The sequence below is a fragment of the Spirabiliibacterium falconis genome, from assembly GCF_014885015.1.
GTDB lineage: Bacteria > Pseudomonadota > Gammaproteobacteria > Enterobacterales > Pasteurellaceae > Spirabiliibacterium > Spirabiliibacterium falconis.
On the sequence record NZ_JABMIJ010000001.1, the window covers coordinates 108,251 to 127,587 of the forward strand.

Annotated in this window: 18 protein-coding genes and 1 riboswitch; of the genes, 12 read left to right on the forward strand and 6 right to left on the reverse strand. The window is 42.8% G+C overall.

What is annotated here, in order from left to right; all coding sequences use genetic code 11:
* Positions 1 to 44: 44 nt before the first annotated feature.
* The 5 genes from ispH to murJ form a co-directional block, all read right to left on the reverse strand.
* A complete protein-coding gene (ispH, locus tag HPC40_RS00575; RefSeq protein ID WP_208117531.1) occupies positions 45 to 989 on the reverse strand; it encodes a 4-hydroxy-3-methylbut-2-enyl diphosphate reductase in 945 nt (314 codons plus the stop codon).
* Positions 970 to 1,482: a signal peptidase II gene (gene lspA, locus HPC40_RS00580; protein WP_208117532.1), complete on the reverse strand. Its 513-nt coding sequence runs from the start codon at positions 1,480 to 1,482 to the stop codon at positions 970 to 972. The genes ispH and lspA overlap by 20 nt, the downstream gene beginning before the upstream one ends.
* Positions 1,483 to 1,516: 34 nt before the next feature.
* Positions 1,517 to 4,321: an isoleucine--tRNA ligase gene (gene ileS, locus HPC40_RS00585; RefSeq protein ID WP_208117533.1), complete on the reverse strand. Its 2,805-nt coding sequence runs from the start codon at positions 4,319 to 4,321 to the stop codon at positions 1,517 to 1,519.
* Between the two features lie 56 nt (positions 4,322 to 4,377).
* Positions 4,378 to 5,358 carry a bifunctional riboflavin kinase/FAD synthetase gene (gene ribF, locus HPC40_RS00590; protein WP_208117534.1) on the reverse strand — a complete coding sequence of 327 codons (981 nt, stop codon included), beginning with the start codon at positions 5,356 to 5,358 and terminating at the stop codon, positions 4,378 to 4,380.
* 90 nt (positions 5,359 to 5,448) lie between these two features.
* Positions 5,449 to 7,023 carry a murein biosynthesis integral membrane protein MurJ gene (gene murJ, locus HPC40_RS00595; RefSeq protein WP_208117535.1) on the reverse strand — a complete coding sequence of 525 codons (1,575 nt, stop codon included), beginning with the start codon at positions 7,021 to 7,023 and terminating at the stop codon, positions 5,449 to 5,451.
* A 281-nt stretch (positions 7,024 to 7,304) separates the two neighbouring features.
* On the opposite strand from murJ, the gene rpsT reads away from it, so the two are divergent.
* Positions 7,305 to 7,571 carry a 30S ribosomal protein S20 gene (gene rpsT / locus HPC40_RS00600; RefSeq protein ID WP_208117536.1) on the forward strand — a complete coding sequence of 89 codons (267 nt, stop codon included), beginning with the start codon at positions 7,305 to 7,307 and terminating at the stop codon, positions 7,569 to 7,571.
* 78 nt (positions 7,572 to 7,649) lie between these two features.
* Here the strand turns inward: rpsT and HPC40_RS00605 are convergent, their stop codons facing one another.
* Positions 7,650 to 8,306, reverse strand: coding sequence for a YtjB family periplasmic protein (locus tag HPC40_RS00605; RefSeq protein ID WP_208117537.1), 657 nt, complete (start codon positions 8,304 to 8,306; stop codon positions 7,650 to 7,652).
* 101 nt (positions 8,307 to 8,407) lie between these two features.
* On the opposite strand from HPC40_RS00605, the gene serB reads away from it, so the two are divergent.
* The 11 genes from serB to HPC40_RS00660 all read left to right on the forward strand — a co-directional run bounded on the left by serB (position 8,408) and on the right by HPC40_RS00660 (position 19,336).
* Entirely contained in the window at positions 8,408 to 9,361 is a 954-nt protein-coding gene (gene serB, locus HPC40_RS00610; RefSeq protein WP_208117538.1) for a phosphoserine phosphatase SerB, read from the forward strand.
* Between the two features lie 23 nt (positions 9,362 to 9,384).
* Positions 9,385 to 9,876: a YajQ family cyclic di-GMP-binding protein gene (locus HPC40_RS00615; protein ID WP_208117539.1), complete on the forward strand. Its 492-nt coding sequence runs from the start codon at positions 9,385 to 9,387 to the stop codon at positions 9,874 to 9,876.
* A gap of 8 nt (positions 9,877 to 9,884) precedes the next feature.
* A complete protein-coding gene (locus HPC40_RS00620) occupies positions 9,885 to 10,049 on the forward strand; it encodes a DUF5363 family protein (protein WP_208117540.1) in 165 nt (54 codons plus the stop codon).
* Positions 10,050 to 10,220: 171 nt separating this feature from the next.
* Positions 10,221 to 11,702 carry a carbon starvation CstA family protein gene (locus HPC40_RS00625; RefSeq protein WP_208117541.1) on the forward strand — a complete coding sequence of 494 codons (1,482 nt, stop codon included), beginning with the start codon at positions 10,221 to 10,223 and terminating at the stop codon, positions 11,700 to 11,702.
* Between the two features lie 92 nt (positions 11,703 to 11,794).
* A riboswitch (TPP riboswitch) is annotated at positions 11,795 to 11,885 on the forward strand.
* 131 nt (positions 11,886 to 12,016) lie between these two features.
* Positions 12,017 to 12,841 carry a bifunctional hydroxymethylpyrimidine kinase/phosphomethylpyrimidine kinase gene (gene thiD / locus HPC40_RS00630; protein WP_208117542.1) on the forward strand — a complete coding sequence of 275 codons (825 nt, stop codon included), beginning with the start codon at positions 12,017 to 12,019 and terminating at the stop codon, positions 12,839 to 12,841.
* Complete coding sequence (gene thiE / locus HPC40_RS00635; RefSeq protein ID WP_208117543.1) at positions 12,838 to 13,491, forward strand: thiamine phosphate synthase; 654 nt, start codon at positions 12,838 to 12,840, stop codon at positions 13,489 to 13,491. The genes thiD and thiE overlap by 4 nt, the downstream gene beginning before the upstream one ends.
* Positions 13,492 to 13,812: 321 nt before the next feature.
* The gene (locus HPC40_RS00640; RefSeq protein WP_328805291.1) at positions 13,813 to 15,720 is read left to right on the forward strand and encodes a TonB-dependent receptor domain-containing protein; all 1,908 of its coding nucleotides are present in this window, start codon (positions 13,813 to 13,815) and stop codon (positions 15,718 to 15,720) included.
* 1 nt (position 15,721) lies between these two features.
* Positions 15,722 to 16,537 (forward strand): alpha/beta hydrolase, encoded by an 816-nt coding sequence (locus HPC40_RS00645; protein ID WP_208117544.1) that lies wholly within the window; start codon positions 15,722 to 15,724, stop codon positions 16,535 to 16,537.
* A 123-nt stretch (positions 16,538 to 16,660) separates the two neighbouring features.
* Positions 16,661 to 17,614 (forward strand): ABC transporter permease, encoded by a 954-nt coding sequence (locus tag HPC40_RS00650; RefSeq protein WP_208117545.1) that lies wholly within the window; start codon positions 16,661 to 16,663, stop codon positions 17,612 to 17,614.
* The gene (locus HPC40_RS00655; RefSeq protein WP_208117546.1) at positions 17,607 to 18,560 is read left to right on the forward strand and encodes an iron chelate uptake ABC transporter family permease subunit; all 954 of its coding nucleotides are present in this window, start codon (positions 17,607 to 17,609) and stop codon (positions 18,558 to 18,560) included. The genes HPC40_RS00650 and HPC40_RS00655 overlap by 8 nt, the downstream gene beginning before the upstream one ends.
* A complete protein-coding gene (locus tag HPC40_RS00660; protein ID WP_208117547.1) occupies positions 18,557 to 19,336 on the forward strand; it encodes an iron ABC transporter ATP-binding protein in 780 nt (259 codons plus the stop codon). The genes HPC40_RS00655 and HPC40_RS00660 overlap by 4 nt, the downstream gene beginning before the upstream one ends.
* Position 19,337: the final 1 nt, after the last annotated feature.

A 19,337-nucleotide genomic window follows, 5' to 3' on the forward strand; every position in this document is an offset into this window, starting at 1 on the left:
GTGGCGATCAAATAAATTAAGTTTTACGATTGAGATCGTAAAAATTATTCAACTTCTTTAATGCGTAATTCTTTAGGGACTTCAAATACGGTATTTTCTTCACAACCTTCCAAGTCTACTACGTCGTTTGCACCAAGTTCTTGGAGGCGACTGACAACGGATTGCACTAATACTTCGGGTGCTGACGCGCCTGCGGTAATACCAATCGTTTCAACCCCTTCAAGCCAATTAGGGTCAATATCATCTGCATCATCAATTAACTTTGATGGCACGCCCATTCGTGATGCGAGCTCAGCTAACCGATTAGAATTAGAGGAATTTTTAGAACCGACGACGATAACTAAATCTGATTGCTTTGCCAATTCCGCCACAGCATTCTGGCGATTTGTGGTGGCATAACAGATGTCATTTTTGCGTGGGCCTTGAATGCTTGGGAATTGCTGTTTTAATTCATCAATAATGCCACTGGTGTCATTGATAGACAACGTAGTTTGCGTCATAAATGTCAGATTATCATCGTCATTGACGGGTAATGTCGCTACATCGTCAATCGATTCAACTAGATAGATGCCGCCTTCAGGATTATCATATTGCCCCATTGTTCCTTCGACTTCAGGATGTCCCTGATGCCCGATAAGGATGGCTTTTGTCCCTTTTCGACTGGCTCTGGCAACTTGCATATGTACTTTAGTCACCAATGGGCAGGTCGCATCGAAGACTTTTAAGTTACGATTTTTGGCTTCTTGGCGTACTTTTTGAGAAACACCATGTGCTGAGAAAATGACAATTGCACCATCGGGCACTTCATTTAATTCTTCAACAAATACCGCACCACGCTGTTTTAAGCCTTCTACGACAAAACGATTATGTACGACTTCGTGGCGTACATAAATTGGTGGCTTGTGAATTTCCAGTGCAAGTTCCACAATGCTTATCGCGCGATCAACACCAGCACAGAATCCGCGAGGATTAGCGAGTAAGATTTTCATTTTTATCCTTATTTTGGGGTTCTGGGTGTTTGAAGTGATCTAAGATCAACATTGCCGCGCCGAGGGTGACAGCAATATCTGCCACATTAAATACGGGGTAATGGTAAATATCCCAATACACATCAAAAAAATCTACCACAAAACCGTTATAAGTGCGGTCAAGCATATTGCCTAAAGCACCGCCAATGATACTGGCATAGCCACAATTGGCTAAAGTGCGGTTGGCTGGGGTGCGAGCAAGCCAATAGATCAAAATAGCCGAAATGACGATGGCAATAATAATGAAAAAATATTTTTGCCAGCCGTTGTGATCCGATAAGAAACTAAAGGCTGCACCGTAGTTGCGTACATAGGTAAGATTAAATATGGGCAATAGTTGCACGCTCTCATACAGCTCGAAGGTACGAGTAATCAGGTATTTTGACCCTAAGTCTAACACAATAATTACCGCACTTAGCCAAAGAAAAATGAGTCCGTTTTTTGTTTTCGTCATATCGTGTCCAATAAAGGGGCATGAGCCCCTTGTGCTAGGCAAATTGGCGGATTTCACCATGTCCTGCGACATTTTCAACACAGCGTGCACACAGATGTGGGTGCGTCGCATCTTGTCCAATAGTATCAGAATAGTGCCAGCAACGAGGGCATTTTTCTGCACTTGAACGCACCACTTCCACTGCCAAGCCAGGTAATTCTCCTTCACTGATGTCACTTTCATTCAGCGGTTTGACTTGGGCACTTGAGGTGATTAACACAAAGCGTAATTCCTCGCCAAGTTGCGCTAATAATGGACGTAAATTATCGTCAGCATAGACGGTAATATCGGCTTCGAGAGCTGAGCCAATCACTTTATCATTCCGTGCTTGCTCTAGTACGCGATTAACTTCTGCTCGTACGGTGAGAATTTTCTGCCAGTAAGCATCGTTCATCGGTTGATTGTTATCCAATGCGAATAAACCGTCATAAAATTCTTCGGTAAATACAAATTCTGAGCGATTACCTGGCAAGTGCAGCCACACTTCATCAGCCGTGAAGGAAAGAATTGGCGCAATCCAGCGTACAGCGGCTTCAGCAATATGATAAAGTGCGGTCTGGCAACTGCGACGTGCGAGGCTATCGGCTTTAGTGGTATATTGTCGATCTTTGATAATATCTAGATAAAACGATCCCATCTCAATAGAGAAGAAGCGCATTAAGCGTTGTACCACTTGGTGGAATTGATAGTTATCATAGCTATTTTTAATTTCTTCTTGAGCCTGTAATGCACAATCTACCGCCCAGCGATCGAGGCTGATCATCTCTTCTTTTGCTACGCTATCGTGTGCAGGATCAAAGCCATTTAGGTTTGCCAATAGAAAGCGCATTGTATTGCGAATGCGGCGATAGCTGTCGGCAGCCCGTTTTAAAATTTCATCAGAAACGGTCATCTCGCCCGTGTAATCGGTCGAAGCAACCCATAAACGAAGAATATCGCCTCCGAATTTGTCCATCACTTCTTGTGGTGTCACAATATTGCCAATGGATTTTGACATCTTACGTCCCTGACCATCCACCGTGAAGCCATGAGTGAGAACTTGCGTATAAGGTGCTTTATTATCTGTTGCGGTAGACAGCATCAGCGATGACATAAACCAACCACGATGTTGGTCAGACCCTTCTAAGTACATATCAGCGTGACGACCTTCAAATTCTGAGCGATTTGCCACCACTGATGAGTAAGTTGAACCCGAATCAAACCACACATCTAACGTATCTTGCACCTTATGATAGTGAGTGCTGTCGTCACCGAGCAACGCATTCGCATCAAGATCCCACCATGCTTGGATGCCGTCTTTTTCCACGTGTTGTGCGACAATTTCAATAAATTCATCGGTGCGTGGGTGAAGTTGTTCTGTTTCATTATGGATGAAAAGCGGAATTGGCACACCCCATGTCCGTTGACGTGAGATACACCAGTCTGGACGGTTAGCCACCATCATTTCAATTCGTGCTTGCCCCCAATCAGGAATCCAACGCACGCCTTTAATTTCAGTTAATGCTTTAGCCCGTAAGCCTTGCGTTTCCATGCCAATAAACCATTGTGGCGTTGCTCGAAAGATAATAGGGGTTTTGTGTCGCCAGCAATGTGGGTAGCTATGATTGATTTTTTCGAGCTTGAGTAGTGCGCCCACATCACGGAGTTTTTCCACCACTTTCGGATTGGCATCAAATACATCGAGACCTGCAAAAAAGTCCGCTTTCGAGTTAAATTTTCCGTCATTGCCAATTAAACCAGACATCGGTAAGTTGTAGCGTTGTGCCACGACAAAGTCATCTTGACCATGATCAGGCGCAGTGTGTACTAATCCCGTACCTGCATCATCACCAACGTGATCACCTAAAATAACAGGCACCGTATAGTCATAGAATGGATGTCGGAATTCCAGCAATTCAAGCTCACGTCCACTGACAGTACCAAGCACTTGATAATCAGCCGCATCAATAGCTTTCATCACGTTATCGACTAAATTTGCGGTGAGAATAAAATACTTACCTTGGCTTTCAATTAATTGATAATCCAGTTCGGCATTCACGGCAATTGCGCGGTTAGACGGAATAGTCCACGGGGTTGTTGTCCAAATGACTGCATTTACATCGCCTGACACATTCGTATTAAACTTACTTAAAACCGCACTTTGATCAACGGCTTTGAATGCAACATAGATAGACGGCGAGGTTTTATCATAATATTCCACTTCAGCTTCTGCCAATGCGGAGCCACAATCTAAGCACCAATGAACGGGCTTTGATCCTTTATATAAATGACCGTTCGCCACCGCTTTGCCGAGTGTGCGAATAATATTGGCTTCTGTATCAAAATTCATGGTGAGGTATGGATGTTCCCAATCACCTAACACGCCCAAGCGGATAAAGTCTTTTTTCTGTCCTTCCACTTGCTCTTTCGCATATTGACGACATGCTTGGCGAAATTCGGCTGCACTGATTTTATCGCCTGGTTTGCCCACCAAACCTTCTACTTTTAATTCAATTGGCAAGCCGTGGCAATCCCAACCAGGAACATAAGGGCTGTCATACCCAAGTGCGGTTTTGGATTTTACAATAATGTCTTTTAAAATTTTGTTTACAGCGTGTCCGATATGAATAGTACCATTGGCATAAGGAGGACCATCGTGCAAGATAAAGCTCTTTTTGCCTTTACGGCTAGCACGAATTTTTTGATAAAGTTGTTTGTCGTACCAATTTTGGAGCATTTTGGGCTCACGTTTTGCTAAATCGCCACGCATTGGAAAATCGGTGTGTGGCAAATTGAGCGTATTTTTATAATCGGTTGTCATAGTCGGGTGTCCACTTACTTAAAACAAATTAAAAAGAATAAAAGATAATCGGCTAGTTATAGCGTTTTTTTAGGCGTTATGCAAACATCTGACCGCACTTTAGCGACTTTTTTTCTAAAAAAGCGTTTGGCATTTTCTACATCCTGTAAAATTTGGGTTTTGAGTTCAGTGATGTTGGCAAACTTGACCTCTGGACGCAATTTATGGTGGAAAATTACCTCAATGCTCTGCCCATAAAGAGAGCCTGAAAAATCAAAGAGATGCACTTCTAATAAAGGGCGAGAAAGCCCATCTACTGTGGGACGATTGCCCACATTGGCGACGCCCAAATACCGATTCTGTTGTGCAATGACCTCGACGGCATACACGCCTTGAATAGGAATCACTTTGCGATTTAAAAAGACATTTGCGGTTGGAAAGCCAATCGTGCGTCCTAATTTTTTGCCGTGCACTACACGCCCATGAATGGCGTAAGGTCTGCCAAGCATTTTCGTCGCGAAGGCTAGGTTATCCTGTGCTAATGCCTGACGAATGAGCGTGGAACTAATGCGTTGGTTTTCTTGGGTAAAACTGGTGTTGTCTTGCACTTTAAATCCATTATGCTCGCCTGCTTGAGCCAGCGTAGCAAAGTTGCCTTGGCGATGTGCGCCAAAGCGAAAGTCGTCACCAATAATAATATGTTTGACGTGCAATCGGTTTACTAAAATCGTACGAATAAACTCATCGGGGGAAAGGGAGGCCAAAGTGCGGTCGAAGCGCAGGCAGAGCAGATAATCAATTTGGGTGCTTTGCAAAAACCGCACTTTATCACGCAAACGCATCAGGCGTGCTGGCGTATGTTCCAGTGGCGCAAAAAATTCGTTGGGTTGCGGCTCAAATAGCAACACAACGCTGGGCAAGTCCAAGTGTTTTGCTTGTGCAACGAGCTGGCTTAAGATCGCCTGATGACCACGATGACAGCCGTCAAAGTTGCCAATCGTCAGCACGCAGCCGTTTTCAAAGTGCGGTAGATTGTATAAGCCACGAATCAGTTGCATAGCATGCCTAATCAGTTAAAAATGGGGCTATTATACCGATTCTCACGGCGTGGCGGAAGATGTTCAACCGCACTTTGTCTGTTGAGCATGTCATCCGCCACCGTTGAGATCACGCTTTTTGATTCGCAAGACAGCCAGCATGAAAAAATAGGTTAACACGGCGACGATAATGAGCCACGCAAGCCAATGCACTCGTGTCAAAAATGACATTTTCGCCCATATGTCCAGCGTTGGGCTGAAATAATATATCGTTGCGCCCATCGTGCAGGCAGCAACGGTGATTTTGACTAAAAAGACCGCACTTTGGGATGAAAAACGATAGACATTCGTTTGGTGTAAGCCGCGGTAGAGCAGGGCTGCGTTGAGTGTGGCCGACATCGCGGATGCAATCGCTAATCCAACATAGCTAAACGGAATCGCAAGCAGATTAAAGCCCATATTACTGACCATTGCAATGATCCCAAAACGCACAGGGGTTTTGGTATCTTGGCGTGCATAATAGCCATTGGCAAGGATTTTAATCAGCATAAAACTGAGTAATCCTGCATTGAACGCCCATAACGAATAGGACGCAGCTTGCACATCGGTGAGTGCAAATTCACCACGCATAAACAGCACCATTAACATTGGTTGAGCCAGTACGGCAATGCCGATCATAGCGGGTACACCGAGTAGTAAAATCATGCGCACTCCCCAATCCATCGTGGCACGAAAGTGTTGGGCGGACAGGTGCTGATTATCTGCACGATTGACGTGGTGGCGTGAAAGTGTTGGCAAAATCACCGTCGAGATGGCAATTCCGAACAAACCAAGAGGAAATTCAAGCAGGCGATCAGAGTAGTACAACCAGCTAATTGAGCCAGTCATTAAAAAGCTGGCAATGAAGGTATCAAGCAATAAATTGATTTGGCTGACAGACACCCCAAAAAGTGCTGGGATCATCAATGTGCGAATTTTTTTCACACCTGGGTCATTCCATGCCCATTTCGGTTTAACCAATAAATTGGCTTGTTTTAAAAACGGAATTTGGAATAAAAATTGTAGCAAGCCACCTAAAAAAATCCCGATCGCCAACGCTGTATCAGGGCTGTCAAAGTGCGGTGCAAGAAAGAGGGCACTGGCGATCATCGCAATATTGAGTAACACGGGAGAAAATGCCATTACTCCGAATTTGCCGATGGTATTTAAGATTGCCCCAGACAGGGCTACAAGCGTGATAAACCATAAATAGGGAAACGTAATACGCAGCAAAAATGAGGCTTGTACATATTTCTCACCATCTGCACCATCGTTGAGCCACTCTACAAACCAGCCAGTTCCAAAAATAGCGGCGATGACAGGCGAGCCGATCATCGCAAGTGCGGTGACTATTGCGACTAAGCCCCCTAATGTACCATTGACTTTGGCAATAAATTCTTGTGTTTGGCTAAAGTTCCCTTCTTTACGATATTCAGCGAGTACAGGAATAAACGCCTGCGAAAATGCCCCTTCCGCAAACAAACGGCGTAAAAAATTAGGAATACGATTGGCAAATAAAAAGACATCGGCGGTTGCACCTGCACCAATAATATTGGCAATCACGACATCCCGAATAAGCCCTAACACGCGTGAGAGTAAGGTCATCACGCTAACAACCATACCCGATTTTAAAAGTCCTTTACTCAAAACTGCACTCTCAACTAAATATCAACGAGGCTAATTGTATAGAAAATTTCGCTTTTCGCTATATTCTTAGGCAAAAAACTGTTAAAATGTTGCCCACATCGTCAAAATGGATAAACGTTACTGCGTTTTGAAGGTGATTTTCGGTTGTGTCTCACCGAACCAAACCATTGGCATATGCCAATTTAAATAAATTCATTGACAAGCGCATAAAAAAAGGGCATATTTTACCACCTTATTTTATGTCTTAATTTTTATTTACAGAAATTCTTGGGAGTTTGACCTTGGCTAATATCAAGTCAGCTAAAAAACGTGCGATTCAATCTGAAAAACGCCGTCAACACAATGCAAGCCATCGCTCTATGATGCGCACTTATATTAAAAAAGTTTACGCTGCAGTAGAAGCGGGTGAAAAAGAAGCTGCGCAAGCTGCTTATCTTGAAATGCAAAAAGTTGTGGACAGAATGGCATCTAAAGGCTTAATCCACAAAAATAAAGCTGCAAACCACAAAGCGAAATTAAGCGCGCAAATCAAAAAATTAGCGGCTTAATCTCTTTTATCTAACGATAAAACCGCACTTTTAAAAGTGCGGTTTTTTTATGTTATTTGAACGGTCAGGATTATTGACTTATTTCAACAAACGGCGTTTAGAATAAAAACGCTGTGAGGCACTTTTGAGTTTGAGAGGATGACGCGTTAGCAGTGGTTGGGCATCTTCATTTAGGCGAGTCTTTTTATGCCAAAAATGTAAACTGCTGGCAAAAATACCACCACATAAAAACACGATAATGAGTTGGGCATATAGCTGATGAAAGAGTGAATCAAGTTTCACTGAAGGCGTATGAGTGTATTGGGTATCAAATGTCACGCGTAGGTAGCCTTGCATGCCGTTGTCGTTACTGATCGGCTCGACAATTTGCTGCGTACGGTTGTTATCTTGCAGGGATTTTGCACTAAACGTTGTCTCGCCCGCATTGGCAAGAATCGTTCCATTAGTGGCATAAAGTGTTGCATCAAGCACAAAATCTTGTTGGTAAAATTGTGTTAGGCTGGCATTGAGCGTTTCTTGGTTAGCTTGATTGGTAAGTAGCACAGATAATAAATTTGCCTGTTGACGCACGAGCGCATGAGAAAGATGTGATACCTGTGTGTTACCGGCTAATTGTGAGCCGACTTTAAATTGCTTGACCCCATAAAATACCAACGACAAAATCACGGCGCACAGGACTATAATGCAGATAAATAGCCCAATTTTGTTCAGTTTTGATCGTGTGAATGTTAACATAGCACCTCTTTTGTGACATTCCCTGTTATCAGGGGATTGTAACACGAAATTGAATCGGGTAATCTAGATTGAATCGTGCCCGTCGTATTGTGGAGTGAAAAATGCCCAACGTCAATTCGCTAAGTTTAGCACAAGCCAACTTATCATACCCTTACTCACTAAATCATCGTAATGAGATGGGAGAAACTTCACCGTTTTCAGTTGTTTATGGAAAGCAACTGACACTTGAGCAGTTGACCGCACTTTTCGCACATGCACAACATGCAATTATGCTGTGTGATCACTTCACTGTTGGCGAATTTCAGTGCGCCATTGTTCGTGGGCATGGTGCCCCATCGGATACACAGTTACAACAGTTTTCGCTTGATTTTGCGCCCTTAACGCATATACCTGATATATCAAAACCAGGACTGTTGGTCATGGATATGGATTCTACCGCGATTGAGATTGAGTGTATTGATGAAATTGCAAAACTGGCTGGCACAGGGGATGAAGTTTCACAAATCACCGAACGAGCTATGCGTGGTGAGCTAGATTTTGCACAAAGTTTACGCCAGCGTGTCGCTACGCTGAAAGGTGCGCCCGAATCGCTTTTAGCTAAAGTGCGGTCAACTTTACCGATAATGTCTGGGTTGGCATTGGTCGTGGAATGGTTGCATACCCACCACTGGCATGCGGCAATTGCCTCGGGTGGATTTACCTATTTTGCGGATTATTTAAAAGATAAATTTGGCTTGGTGGCGGCAGTATCGAACCAATTTGAGATTGTTGACGGCAAATTGACAGGACAAGTTCAAGGCGATATTGTAGACGCAAATTATAAAGCCAAAACATTAATCGCGTTGCGTAAGCAATATAGCATTGCACCAGAGCAAGTGATTGCAATTGGTGATGGTGCGAACGATTTGGCGATGATGGCGCAAGCGGGTGTTGGAATCGCTTATCATGCGAAGCCTAAGGTGCAACAACAGGCGGACATACAAATCAATTTTTGCGATTTAACCGCACTTTATATTTTGCTACTCGCCAAGCAACGCATTATGGCACAGGTTTAATTGAATATAAGTAAGGAGCATTTATGCCATCATTTGACATCGTTTCAGAAGTGACTGCCCACGAAATAAAAAATGCGGTCGATAATGCCAATCGAGATCTTGGAAACCGTTGGGATTTTAAAAATGTAGAGGCATCTATCAGCTTGAACGAAAAAGATCTGCTGATTAAAGTGAGCAGTGAATCGGATTTCCAAGTGGAGCAGTTGCTGGATATTTTGCGTAATGCCATGATGAAACGGGGAATTGAGCAAGCCAGTCTTGATGTGAGTGAAAACCTTGAACATAGCGGTAAAATTTACAGTAAAGATGTGAAAGTAAAGCAAGGTATTGAATCTGATATGGCAAAAAAATTGACCAAATTGATTAAAGATGCCAAATTAAAAGTACAAACCCAAATTCAAGGAGATCAAGTGCGGGTGAGTGGTAAATCACGCGATGATCTGCAAGCCGTGATCCAATTGGTAAAAAACGCCGAGCTTGGGCAGCCATTTCAATTCAATAATTTCCGTGATTAGGAGTGCGTATGGGAAATACAGGGGAAAAAAGGGGCATTTTGCGTCGTCTGTTAGACAAATATAATGAATTGTGCCGCGATCTTAACGTGGATAATGGGGGATGCCGTCGCTGTGTGCCAGTGATTAAGCAAGATCCCGAACCTGTGAAAAAAACGCAAACAGAAAAAAACTAAAGTGCGGTCAACCGCACTTTTTTATGGCAAATTATCGGCGAGATAAAAGAAAAATGTGTGTTAGCTCACATTTTTAGTATTTGAGTTTAGCATATTTGTTTACATCTATTTTACAGAAAAAAATTTCTGTTAAAATTCTTGCGATTTTCCCTTTTCTTAGAGGTCTATATTATGTTGTGGTTTTTATGCTGTCTTGGCTTATTGCTAGCAGGATATTTTATTTATGGCTCGATTGTTGAGCGTATTTTCAAAATTAATCCAAAACGGGAAACACCGGCACACCAATTACGTGATGGCGTGGACTATGTGCCGATGTCAAAACGGAAAATTTGGTTAATTCAGTTGTTGAATATCGCAGGTACAGGTCCGATTTTTGGTCCCATTTTAGGGGCTCTTTATGGACCTGTTGCGATGGTGTGGATTGTATTCGGCTGTATTTTTGCAGGTGCGGTGCACGATTATTTCAGTGGTATGTTAAGCGTTCGTAATGGCGGATCGTCAGTGCCTAATTTATCGGGTAAGTATTTAGGGCGTCCTGTAAAACACTTCATGAATATCTTGGCATTATTGTTGCTCGTATTGGTGGGCGTGGTATTTGTGGTCAGTCCAGCCGCACTTTTAACTAATATCACACAAGATAATTACGGTGCCAGTGCAGGTTGGGCGCAGCCACAAGTGCTTATGATTTGGACCGCGATCATTTTTGTGTATTACATTATCGCCACGTTAGTGCCAATTGATAAAATCATTGGGCGTGTGTATCCGTTGTTTGGTGCATTATTGCTATTTATGTCATTCGGCATGTTTTTTGCGCTGATGTTTGAAGATAAGTCTCTATTCCATTCTGTTGGAGGCATGAGTTTTGATAAAATTTTCCAAAACTTTTCGCCAAAAGATTTACCAATTTGGCCTTTATTGTTTGTAACAATTGCTTGTGGTGCTGTTTCAGGCTTCCATGCAACGCAATCACCGTTGATGGCTCGTTGTATGGAAAATGAAAAAGAAGGGCGTTTTGTATTCTACGGTGCGATGATTGGCGAAGGAGTTATTGCATTAATCTGGTGTTCGGTCGGATTGACATTCTATGATAGCCCTGCACTTATGCAACAAGCTATTGATGCAGGCACACCAGCGAAAGTTGTGTATGATTCTGCAACGCATATGTTGGGCATGTTTGGTGGCTTGTTAGCGGTGCTTGGCGTGGTGGTATTGCCAATTACCTCTGGGGATACATCATTCCGTGCAGCACGGTTAATCATCGCTGAATTCTTCAAACTGGATCAGCGTAACATCATTAAACGTTTAATTATCGCTATTCCTCTGTTCGTGATTGGTTTCATCATCAGTAAAGTGGATTTTGGTGTGATTTGGCGTTATTTTGGTTGGGCAAACCAAACCACGGCTATGGTGATGCTATGGACGGCGGGTGCTTATCTCTATCGTTACGGTAAATTCCACTGGATTTGCACCATCCCAGCTATCTTTATGACTATGGTTAGTGCAACATATCTTGCTTATGCACCGATTGGCTTCCATTTGCCGTATGATATTGCCGTATGGGTAGGGCTTGCGTTAACTGTAGCGGCTGTTTTATGTTTCTTCTTCCTTTTAAAACCGATTGCTAAAGGCGATCCCGATTCAGAAGTGGCATAAATGTAAGTATTGATAAAGGCTGCGAAATGCAGCCTTTTTTCGTTAAAGTGTGTGAAAAGTGTTGTAATTTCTTATAACTACTTGTACATTATCCAAATTAGTCGGGGTGCAATTGATTGCTGAGATGATACCCGTGAACCTGATACAGTTAACACTGACGTAGGAAACTAACTATGCACACAATATTCTTTTCTCTCAACTATTTCGCTATTTATTCTTATACGACACCCCGTTACCGTTAACTTTTCGTTATTCATTTTCACGAGTTACAACCGCACTTTTATATTCTAATTTCACCTAAAAGGAGACAGTCGATGTTAAATAGCGTTAAACAAGCGTTAACCGTTGCAGGATCAGATAGCGGCGGCGGTGCGGGTATTCAAGCCGATTTGAAAACGTTTCAAATGCGTCATGTATTTGGTATGAGTGTTGTTACTGCGGTAACGGCACAAAATAGTCAAGGGGTGCATGCCATTCATTCAATCCCAATTGAAATGGTGTTAGCACAATTGAATGCCATCGCAGACGATTTTACCCCAAGTGCGGTGAAAGTCGGTATGTTGGGTACACAGCCTGTGATTGAGTGTGTGGCAGAAAAATTGTCTTGTTATCGTTTCGGACCAATTGTCGTTGACCCTGTAATGATTGCTAAAGGCGGATCTCGGCTTTTAGATAAAAGTGCGGTCAGTGCCCTTAGTTCGTTACTGGTGCCATTATCTGATGTTATCACGCCAAATTTACCAGAGACGAAAGCCCTCACGGGAATGGATGTTGTAGATAAGCTCAGTGCCACTAAAGCTGCCCTAATTTTGCAATCTATGGGGGCAAAAACGGTGGTGATTAAAGGAGGGCATAGTGAGAATAGCAAAAGCACATTGTGCTGTGATTGGGTATTTACCGAGACGAGTGATTTTGTACTAGAAAGCCCTAGAATGATAACGCGCCACACACACGGCACGGGCTGTACATTTTCGGCGTGTATTGCCGCAGAGCTTGCGAAAGGTGAGGGGATGGAGCACGCTATTCGTACTGCTAAAGCGTTCATCACTGCCGCCATTAGTCACCCGTTAAATATTGGCAAAGGGCACGGTCCGACCAATCATTGGGCTCATGCACTACAAACTGGGAAAATAAAATGAAAGTGCGGTCAATATTACGTTGCTATTGGATTGCAGGCAGTCAAGATTTTAATTCGGCAACCAATCGCCCACAGGCTCTGCTGACGTGTCTTGAGCAAGCGTTAAAGTGCGGTATAACGTGCTATCAATTTCGAGAAAAAGGGGCTGGGGCATTATGTGATCGCACTCAAATTAAACAACTTGCAATTGCAGCACAACAGCGTTGTCGTGCGTATAATGTGCCCTTTTTTATTAATGATGATCTTGAGTTGGCGCTTGAGTTGCACGCCGATGGTATTCACGTTGGACAAGATGATACGCCTATTTTAGAGCTGATTGAACGGGTAAATGGGCAAATGCTGATCGGACTTTCTACGCATAATCTTGCACAATTCCAAGCGGCTGATGCGATTGAAGGCATCGATTATTGCGGTTTTGGCCCTATTTTTCCCACACTATCCAAACCCGATGCTGACCCCGCAATTGGGATAGCAGCAATCCAACAGGTGCGTCAAGCTAATTTGTGTAAGCCGATGGTGGCAATTGGTGGCATTACCGTGGAAAATGCAAGTGCGGTGCGACGCACTGGTGCAGACGGTATTGCGGTGATTTCAGCCATTACGCAAAGCCGTAATCTTCCTCAAACAATAACGCAGTTATTAACAATTTGAGGCTATTTTTCAGCACATATTACAGTGTGTAATAGCATTTATTTTATGCAAATAAAAATTGTTATCAATAGTATTTAATGTTATGATTTCGTTACTTTTTAATGTGAGGAGAAATCAGATGCCATATTCAAAACTTACGCTTGCGGTTTTAGTCGCATTATCGTCTAGTGCCGTTTATGCTAACGCAGCAAGCAAGCAAGCAAGCAAGCAAGCGAAGCGTTAGATACCGTTGTTGTTACCGCAGCAGGTACATCACAAGATTTTAAAGATGCACCCGCCAGTATCAGTGTGATTAACCAAAAAACGCTTGAAACAACACCTGTGAGTAATATTGCAGATGCGGTGCAGTTTGTGCCTGGGGTTGCAATCGGTGGCTCTAATGTTAACAGAGAAGATATTGCGATTCGGGGATTGCCAGGTGATTATACGTTATTGATGACCGATGGTCGTCGTCAAAATACACGAGAATCTCGCCCAAATGGTAACGGTGGTTTTGAATTTGGCTTTTTGCCGCCTGTTGGAGCGATTGAACGTATTGAAGTGATTCGTGGACCAATGTCATCACTTTATGGCTCTGATGCGATGGGTGGTGTGGTGAATGTGATCACCAAACCTGTTACTGATCAATGGACAGGTGCATTGTCACTCGGCGGTATCGCACGTCAGGGGCAAGATGGTGAGGAAGGACAAGGCAGTTTCTTTGTATCTGGACCATTAATTGCGAATACGCTAGGCATTCAAGTTTATGGTGGCGGCAATTTACGCCAAGAAGATCATGTCGAAGGTGGTGCTAACAAGAATAAAAATGGCAACCTCACATCAAAATTAGTGTTTACACCAAATGAAAATCATAAATTTGAGTTTGAAGCAGGGCGTGCTCGCCAAGAGAAAACGGCAACACCAGGGGAATCCTTGGCATTAACCACAAATCGTGGCGGCTCTATTACAAATAATGTGCAAAATATTACGAAAGCAACACGTAATCATTGGGCATTGAGTCATTTTGGAACATGGGGCGAAACATTACGTTCTGAGCTCAGTTTGTATCAAGAAAAAGCAAAACGTGAAGTCTGGAATGCGAGACTCAATGATTATGATAGCCGTCGTCCACAAATTACCAATACAGTTTTTGACGCTAAGTTTATGTTGCCACTGAGCTCCCACTTTTTCGTTTTTGGTGGGCAGTATCAGCACGCCAAATTAAATGACGACAGCGTTGAGCGTGTTGTAACGAGAACCAATCCGAAAACAGGCAAACCTGTCAGTCGAGCGGTATTTGTTGGTACAGAAGAGAAAGTGACGCAGAAAGCACTCTTTTTGGAAGATGAAATTAACTTAACTCAAGACCTGCTACTCACTCTTGGGGTACGCATGGACAGTCATAAAAAATACGGCACACATTGGAATCCTCGTGCGTATTTAGTTTATCACATCAACCCTGAGTGGACTGTAAAAGGTGGGGTTGCGAAAGCATTCCGCGCACCAACTATTCGTGAGATCAGTCAAGGTTATGTTACATCAACCCAAAGTGGTGCGGGGGTAATCTACGGTAACCCTGACTTGAAACCTGAAACCAGTTGGAACCAAGAAATTGGTTTTGCGTATAATCATGCCAATGGCTGGCAAGTGAGTGCAACCTTATTTAATACCGAATTTAAAAATAAATTAATTAGTTATCAACGCTTTAATGCACAAGGAAAACCAGTCAAAGATGCATTAACTGGGGCTAATTTATATGAGTTTGGTAACGTTGGGCGTGCTAATGTGCGCGGATTAGAGCTTGCGACGCATATTCCACTCGCTGAAAAATGGAGTGCCGATGTGAACTATACTTATCAGCATTCTAAACGTAAAGAGGATAAATTGCAGGGCTCAAAATTTGATTATAACGGCTTCCCACTAACAAACACACCAAAACATCAGCTTAATGCTAAAGTTGACTGGCAAGTGACACCAGCGTTGAGTGCATTTGGACGCTATAATTATGTGGGTAAACGCATTTGGGCGGATCAACGCACGGGCTATAGCAAAGGTCCTGCACGTTATGCGAATGCGTACAGCACGTTTGATTTAGGGGCGAATTACCAGCTCAGCAAAAATGTGCTATTTAACGTTGCTGTGTTGAATATTGCCAACGAACGTGGTGATAAAATTGATGCAGATAATGGCGGAAACTGGTCTGTTGTCGATGGTCGTCGCTATTGGGCAAATGTGAACATCAGTTTCTAATATGCCTATCGTGTATGCGATTGTATTCGTGATGAGTTTATTCACACATAGTCTATCCCTTGCCAACCCAGCGTTGGTAAGGGATTACCATATTGAGCATATTGACCGCACGTTTGATGGCAAACACTATCGCCTATTTATTGCTACCCCAAAAGTGCGGTTCAATCAAACCGCACTTTATCTTTTAGACGCCAATGTGCATTTACCCAAAGCCCTCAATGAGATTGATTACAGCAAGCCGCTACCAATGCTTGTTGGCATTGGTTATGTTGGTGAGGCACGTTATTTTGTGCCTGAACGCACGCGTGATTACACGCCGCCAGCACAAGGCGAGGCATTTCGTGATGGCGGTGGTAGTGCACAATTTTTAGCGTTTATTGAAACAGATGTGAAGCCCTATATCCAGCGGCATTATGATGTGCAGAAAAGTCTTTTTTTTGGGCACTCATTTGGGGGATTGTTTGGGCTTTATGCTATGACACAACATAGCCATCTCTTTGAGGGATATATCTTGGCGAGTCCATCGTTATGGTGGGGAGAAAGCCAATGGCTGATGCCTTACTGGCACGACTTGCCAAAACCGCACTTTGTTGTGTTCACACTAGGTGAGTTTGAGGCACATCCCATGCGGGATCCAACCATTGATAAAGCGCGTTTAGCACGTATTGAAGCACGCAGAGCAGGGTTGAAAGTTGAGCAAGTCGCAAAGGAATTTCAGCGACAAGGGGTAAAAAGCGAGTTTGTGTTATTACCGAAGGTTAATCATGGGGCGGCAATTTCGCCTGCGTTACATATCGCACTGCAGTACGCGCAATAGGTTTTTTTCAATATAAAAAGTGCGGTTGTAGTCAAAAATATAGGCAAGGATAACTTGCCTTTTTATTTTCAGTTATTTCAATGGTATAGTAATAACAATCATTTTTATTTTTATGTGGATTGAATGCGCATATTTTTAAGTTTAACGGTTCTTTTGCTCGTGGCCGCAATGTGCTCGCTGTTTATTGGCGTATCGAGCTTAACATTGTCTGGGTTATGGCAGTTTGACGCACAACAGTGGCAATTACTGATGGTTAGCCGATTGCCACGACTTGTGAGCATTCTGATTGCAGGAGCTGCGTTGAGTGTGTGCGGTCTAGTAATGCAAAATTTAAGCCGTAATCGTTTTGTTTCACCCACAACTGCAGGCACGATGGACAGTGCCAGATTAGGCATTTTGTTGGCAATCGTGCTATTTCCGAATGCGTCGATGTTATTAAAAACAGGCATTGCAGTGGTGGTGGCATTTATTGGTACGGTTTTGTTTATGTTGATTTTACGGAAAATTAAGTTTAAAGATGCCATTTTTGTTCCATTAGTCGGCATCATGTTTGGCAATATTATCAGTGCGATCACGCTGTTTTTAGCGTTGAAATTAGATGTACTGCAAAATCTGTCGGGCTGGTTGCAAGGCGATTTTTCCTTGATGATGACTGGGCGATTTGAGCTGCTTTATCTCAGTGTGCCGGCATTATTGGCGGTTTATGCGTTAGCCCGTTATTTTGCCATTGTTGGTTTAGGTGAAGATATGGCGCGTACATTGGGGTTAAATTATCATATTATGCTTTACCTCGGCTTGTTAATTGTTGCACTTGTCACGGCGATTGTGCTGGTAACAGTGGGAATGATTCCGTTTTTAGGCTTAATTGTACCGAATTTGGTTATTCTCTATTGGGGAGAGAATTTGCGTAAAGTCTTGCCTTATACCGCACTTTGTGGGGCGTTATTTGTGCTGTTGTGCGATATTGTCGGGCGCGTGATTATTTATCCTTATGAAATTGCGATTAATACGATTGTTGGCGTGCTCGGTAGCGGTATTTTCTTGCTCATTTTATTGAAAGGGTATCGCCATGCTTAACACCACATTGACACGATTGCTATTTTTAGGTGTGCTTGCGTGCGTGGCAAGTGTCATTTTTTTAAGTTTTAATTTACCGAATCGTTGGCAGTATGCGTTGCATTACCGCAGTATAAGCTATATGGCGATTGTGCTAAGTAGTATCGCGATTGCGGTGTCAACGTTTGTTTTTCAAACGTTGGCGAATAACCGTATTTTAACCCCAAGTATACTGGGGCTTGATTCACTGTATGTGCTGTTATATACCACCGTGGTCTTTTTATTTGGCAGTCAAGTTTTAATGCACATGGGCCAATTCTGGCAGTTTGTGATAACAACCGCACTTATGGTGTTATTCGCTTTTGGATTGTACCAATTTATGTTGAAAGAGGATTCGCCTAACCTCTATTTTTTATTGTTAGTGGGGATCATTTTTGGCACATTTTTCCATAGTTTAACGCTATTTATGGAAGTTTTAATTGACCCTAATGAATTTCAGATTGTGCAAGATGTGAATTTTGCCAGTATTAATAATGTTAATCGCCAGATTTTACCGATTGCGGCAATTTGCATTGGGCTGCCGTGTTTTTATGTGCTAAGGCATATTAATACGCTTAATGTGCTTGCCTTAGGGAGAGATAATGCGATGACGCTTGGAATTGATTATGCCATATTAAGTAAGCGGTTATTGATTGTGGTGGCGGTGCTAATGTCGGCAGCAACGGCATTGATCGGACCGATTATGTTTTTGGGGTTATTGGTGATGAATTTGACGTTTGAATTTATGCAACATCAGCGTTATCAAACCCTGATCCCAGCTAGCATTTTGATCACCATCATCGCATTACTTGGTGGGCAATTTTTAGTCAGTCATGTATTTAATTTTAGTACAACGATTACCGTGATTATTAACTTTATCGGCGGTATTTATTTTATTTATCTTTTATTAAGGCGTAATTTCCGATGAGTATAATCGTATCCAAGGTCAGTAAAACTCTCTCAGGAAAAACGATTTTAAGTGATGTGAACTGTGAGATTATGAAAGGCAAAATGACCGCACTTATTGGACCAAATGGGGCGGGCAAAAGTACCTTGCTAAGTATTATAAGTCGTTTATTGTCGCCTGATAGTGGTGAGGTGTATTTAGGGGGGAAGGCGTTATTACAAATTCCCACAGCACAAATTGCGCAGCAGTTGACGGTGTTAAAACAAAGTAATCATCTTGATTTACGCTTGAGTGTGGAAGAATTGGTTGCATTTGGACGGTTTCCGTATAGTAAAGGGCGGTTAACCGATAACGATCAAATGCACATATCGCGTGCACTCTCTTTTATGGCATTAGATGATATTCGTCATAAATACATTCACCAACTGAGCGGTGGGCAGCGTCAGCGAGCGTTTATTGCCATGACATTGGCACAAGATACAGATTATATTTTACTTGATGAGCCGTTGAATAATCTGGATATGAAACACGCCGTGCAAATTATGCAACGCTTACGCCAATTATGTGATGAATTCGGTAAAACAGTCGTTATTGTTATTCATGATATCAATTTTGCAGCAAGTTATGCGGATTTTATGATTGCCTTGAAAGCAGGACGAGTATGCGCGCAAGGGCGTGTTGCTGAGATGATGTCAAGTGCGGTTTTATCTGATATTTACGATTTTCCGATTGCCATCCATCATGTCGGCAATCACCCGTTAGCACTCTATTTTAAATCAAATAATGAAGGAGAATAAG

Excerpts from the sequence above, each read along its gene's own strand:
- ispH (WP_208117531.1), bottom strand. The coding sequence starts at position 989 with ATGAAAATCTTACTCGCTAATCCTCGCGGATTCTGTGCTGGTGTTGAT.
- lspA (WP_208117532.1), bottom strand. The coding sequence starts at position 1,482 with ATGACGAAAACAAAAAACGGACTCATTTTTCTTTGGCTAAGTGCGGTA.
- ileS (WP_208117533.1), bottom strand. The coding sequence starts at position 4,321 with ATGACAACCGATTATAAAAATACGCTCAATTTGCCACACACCGATTTT.
- ribF (WP_208117534.1), bottom strand. The coding sequence starts at position 5,358 with ATGCAACTGATTCGTGGCTTATACAATCTACCGCACTTTGAAAACGGC.
- HPC40_RS00605 (WP_208117537.1), bottom strand. The coding sequence starts at position 8,306 with ATGTTAACATTCACACGATCAAAACTGAACAAAATTGGGCTATTTATC.
- serB (WP_208117538.1), top strand. The coding sequence starts at position 8,408 with ATGCCCAACGTCAATTCGCTAAGTTTAGCACAAGCCAACTTATCATAC.
- HPC40_RS00615 (WP_208117539.1), top strand. The coding sequence starts at position 9,385 with ATGCCATCATTTGACATCGTTTCAGAAGTGACTGCCCACGAAATAAAA.
- HPC40_RS00620 (WP_208117540.1), top strand. The coding sequence starts at position 9,885 with ATGGGAAATACAGGGGAAAAAAGGGGCATTTTGCGTCGTCTGTTAGAC.
- HPC40_RS00625 (WP_208117541.1), top strand. The coding sequence starts at position 10,221 with ATGTTGTGGTTTTTATGCTGTCTTGGCTTATTGCTAGCAGGATATTTT.
- thiD (WP_208117542.1), top strand. The coding sequence starts at position 12,017 with ATGTTAAATAGCGTTAAACAAGCGTTAACCGTTGCAGGATCAGATAGC.
- thiE (WP_208117543.1), top strand. The coding sequence starts at position 12,838 with ATGAAAGTGCGGTCAATATTACGTTGCTATTGGATTGCAGGCAGTCAA.
- HPC40_RS00645 (WP_208117544.1), top strand. The coding sequence starts at position 15,722 with ATGCCTATCGTGTATGCGATTGTATTCGTGATGAGTTTATTCACACAT.
- HPC40_RS00650 (WP_208117545.1), top strand. The coding sequence starts at position 16,661 with ATGCGCATATTTTTAAGTTTAACGGTTCTTTTGCTCGTGGCCGCAATG.
- HPC40_RS00655 (WP_208117546.1), top strand. The coding sequence starts at position 17,607 with ATGCTTAACACCACATTGACACGATTGCTATTTTTAGGTGTGCTTGCG.
- HPC40_RS00660 (WP_208117547.1), top strand. The coding sequence starts at position 18,557 with ATGAGTATAATCGTATCCAAGGTCAGTAAAACTCTCTCAGGAAAAACG.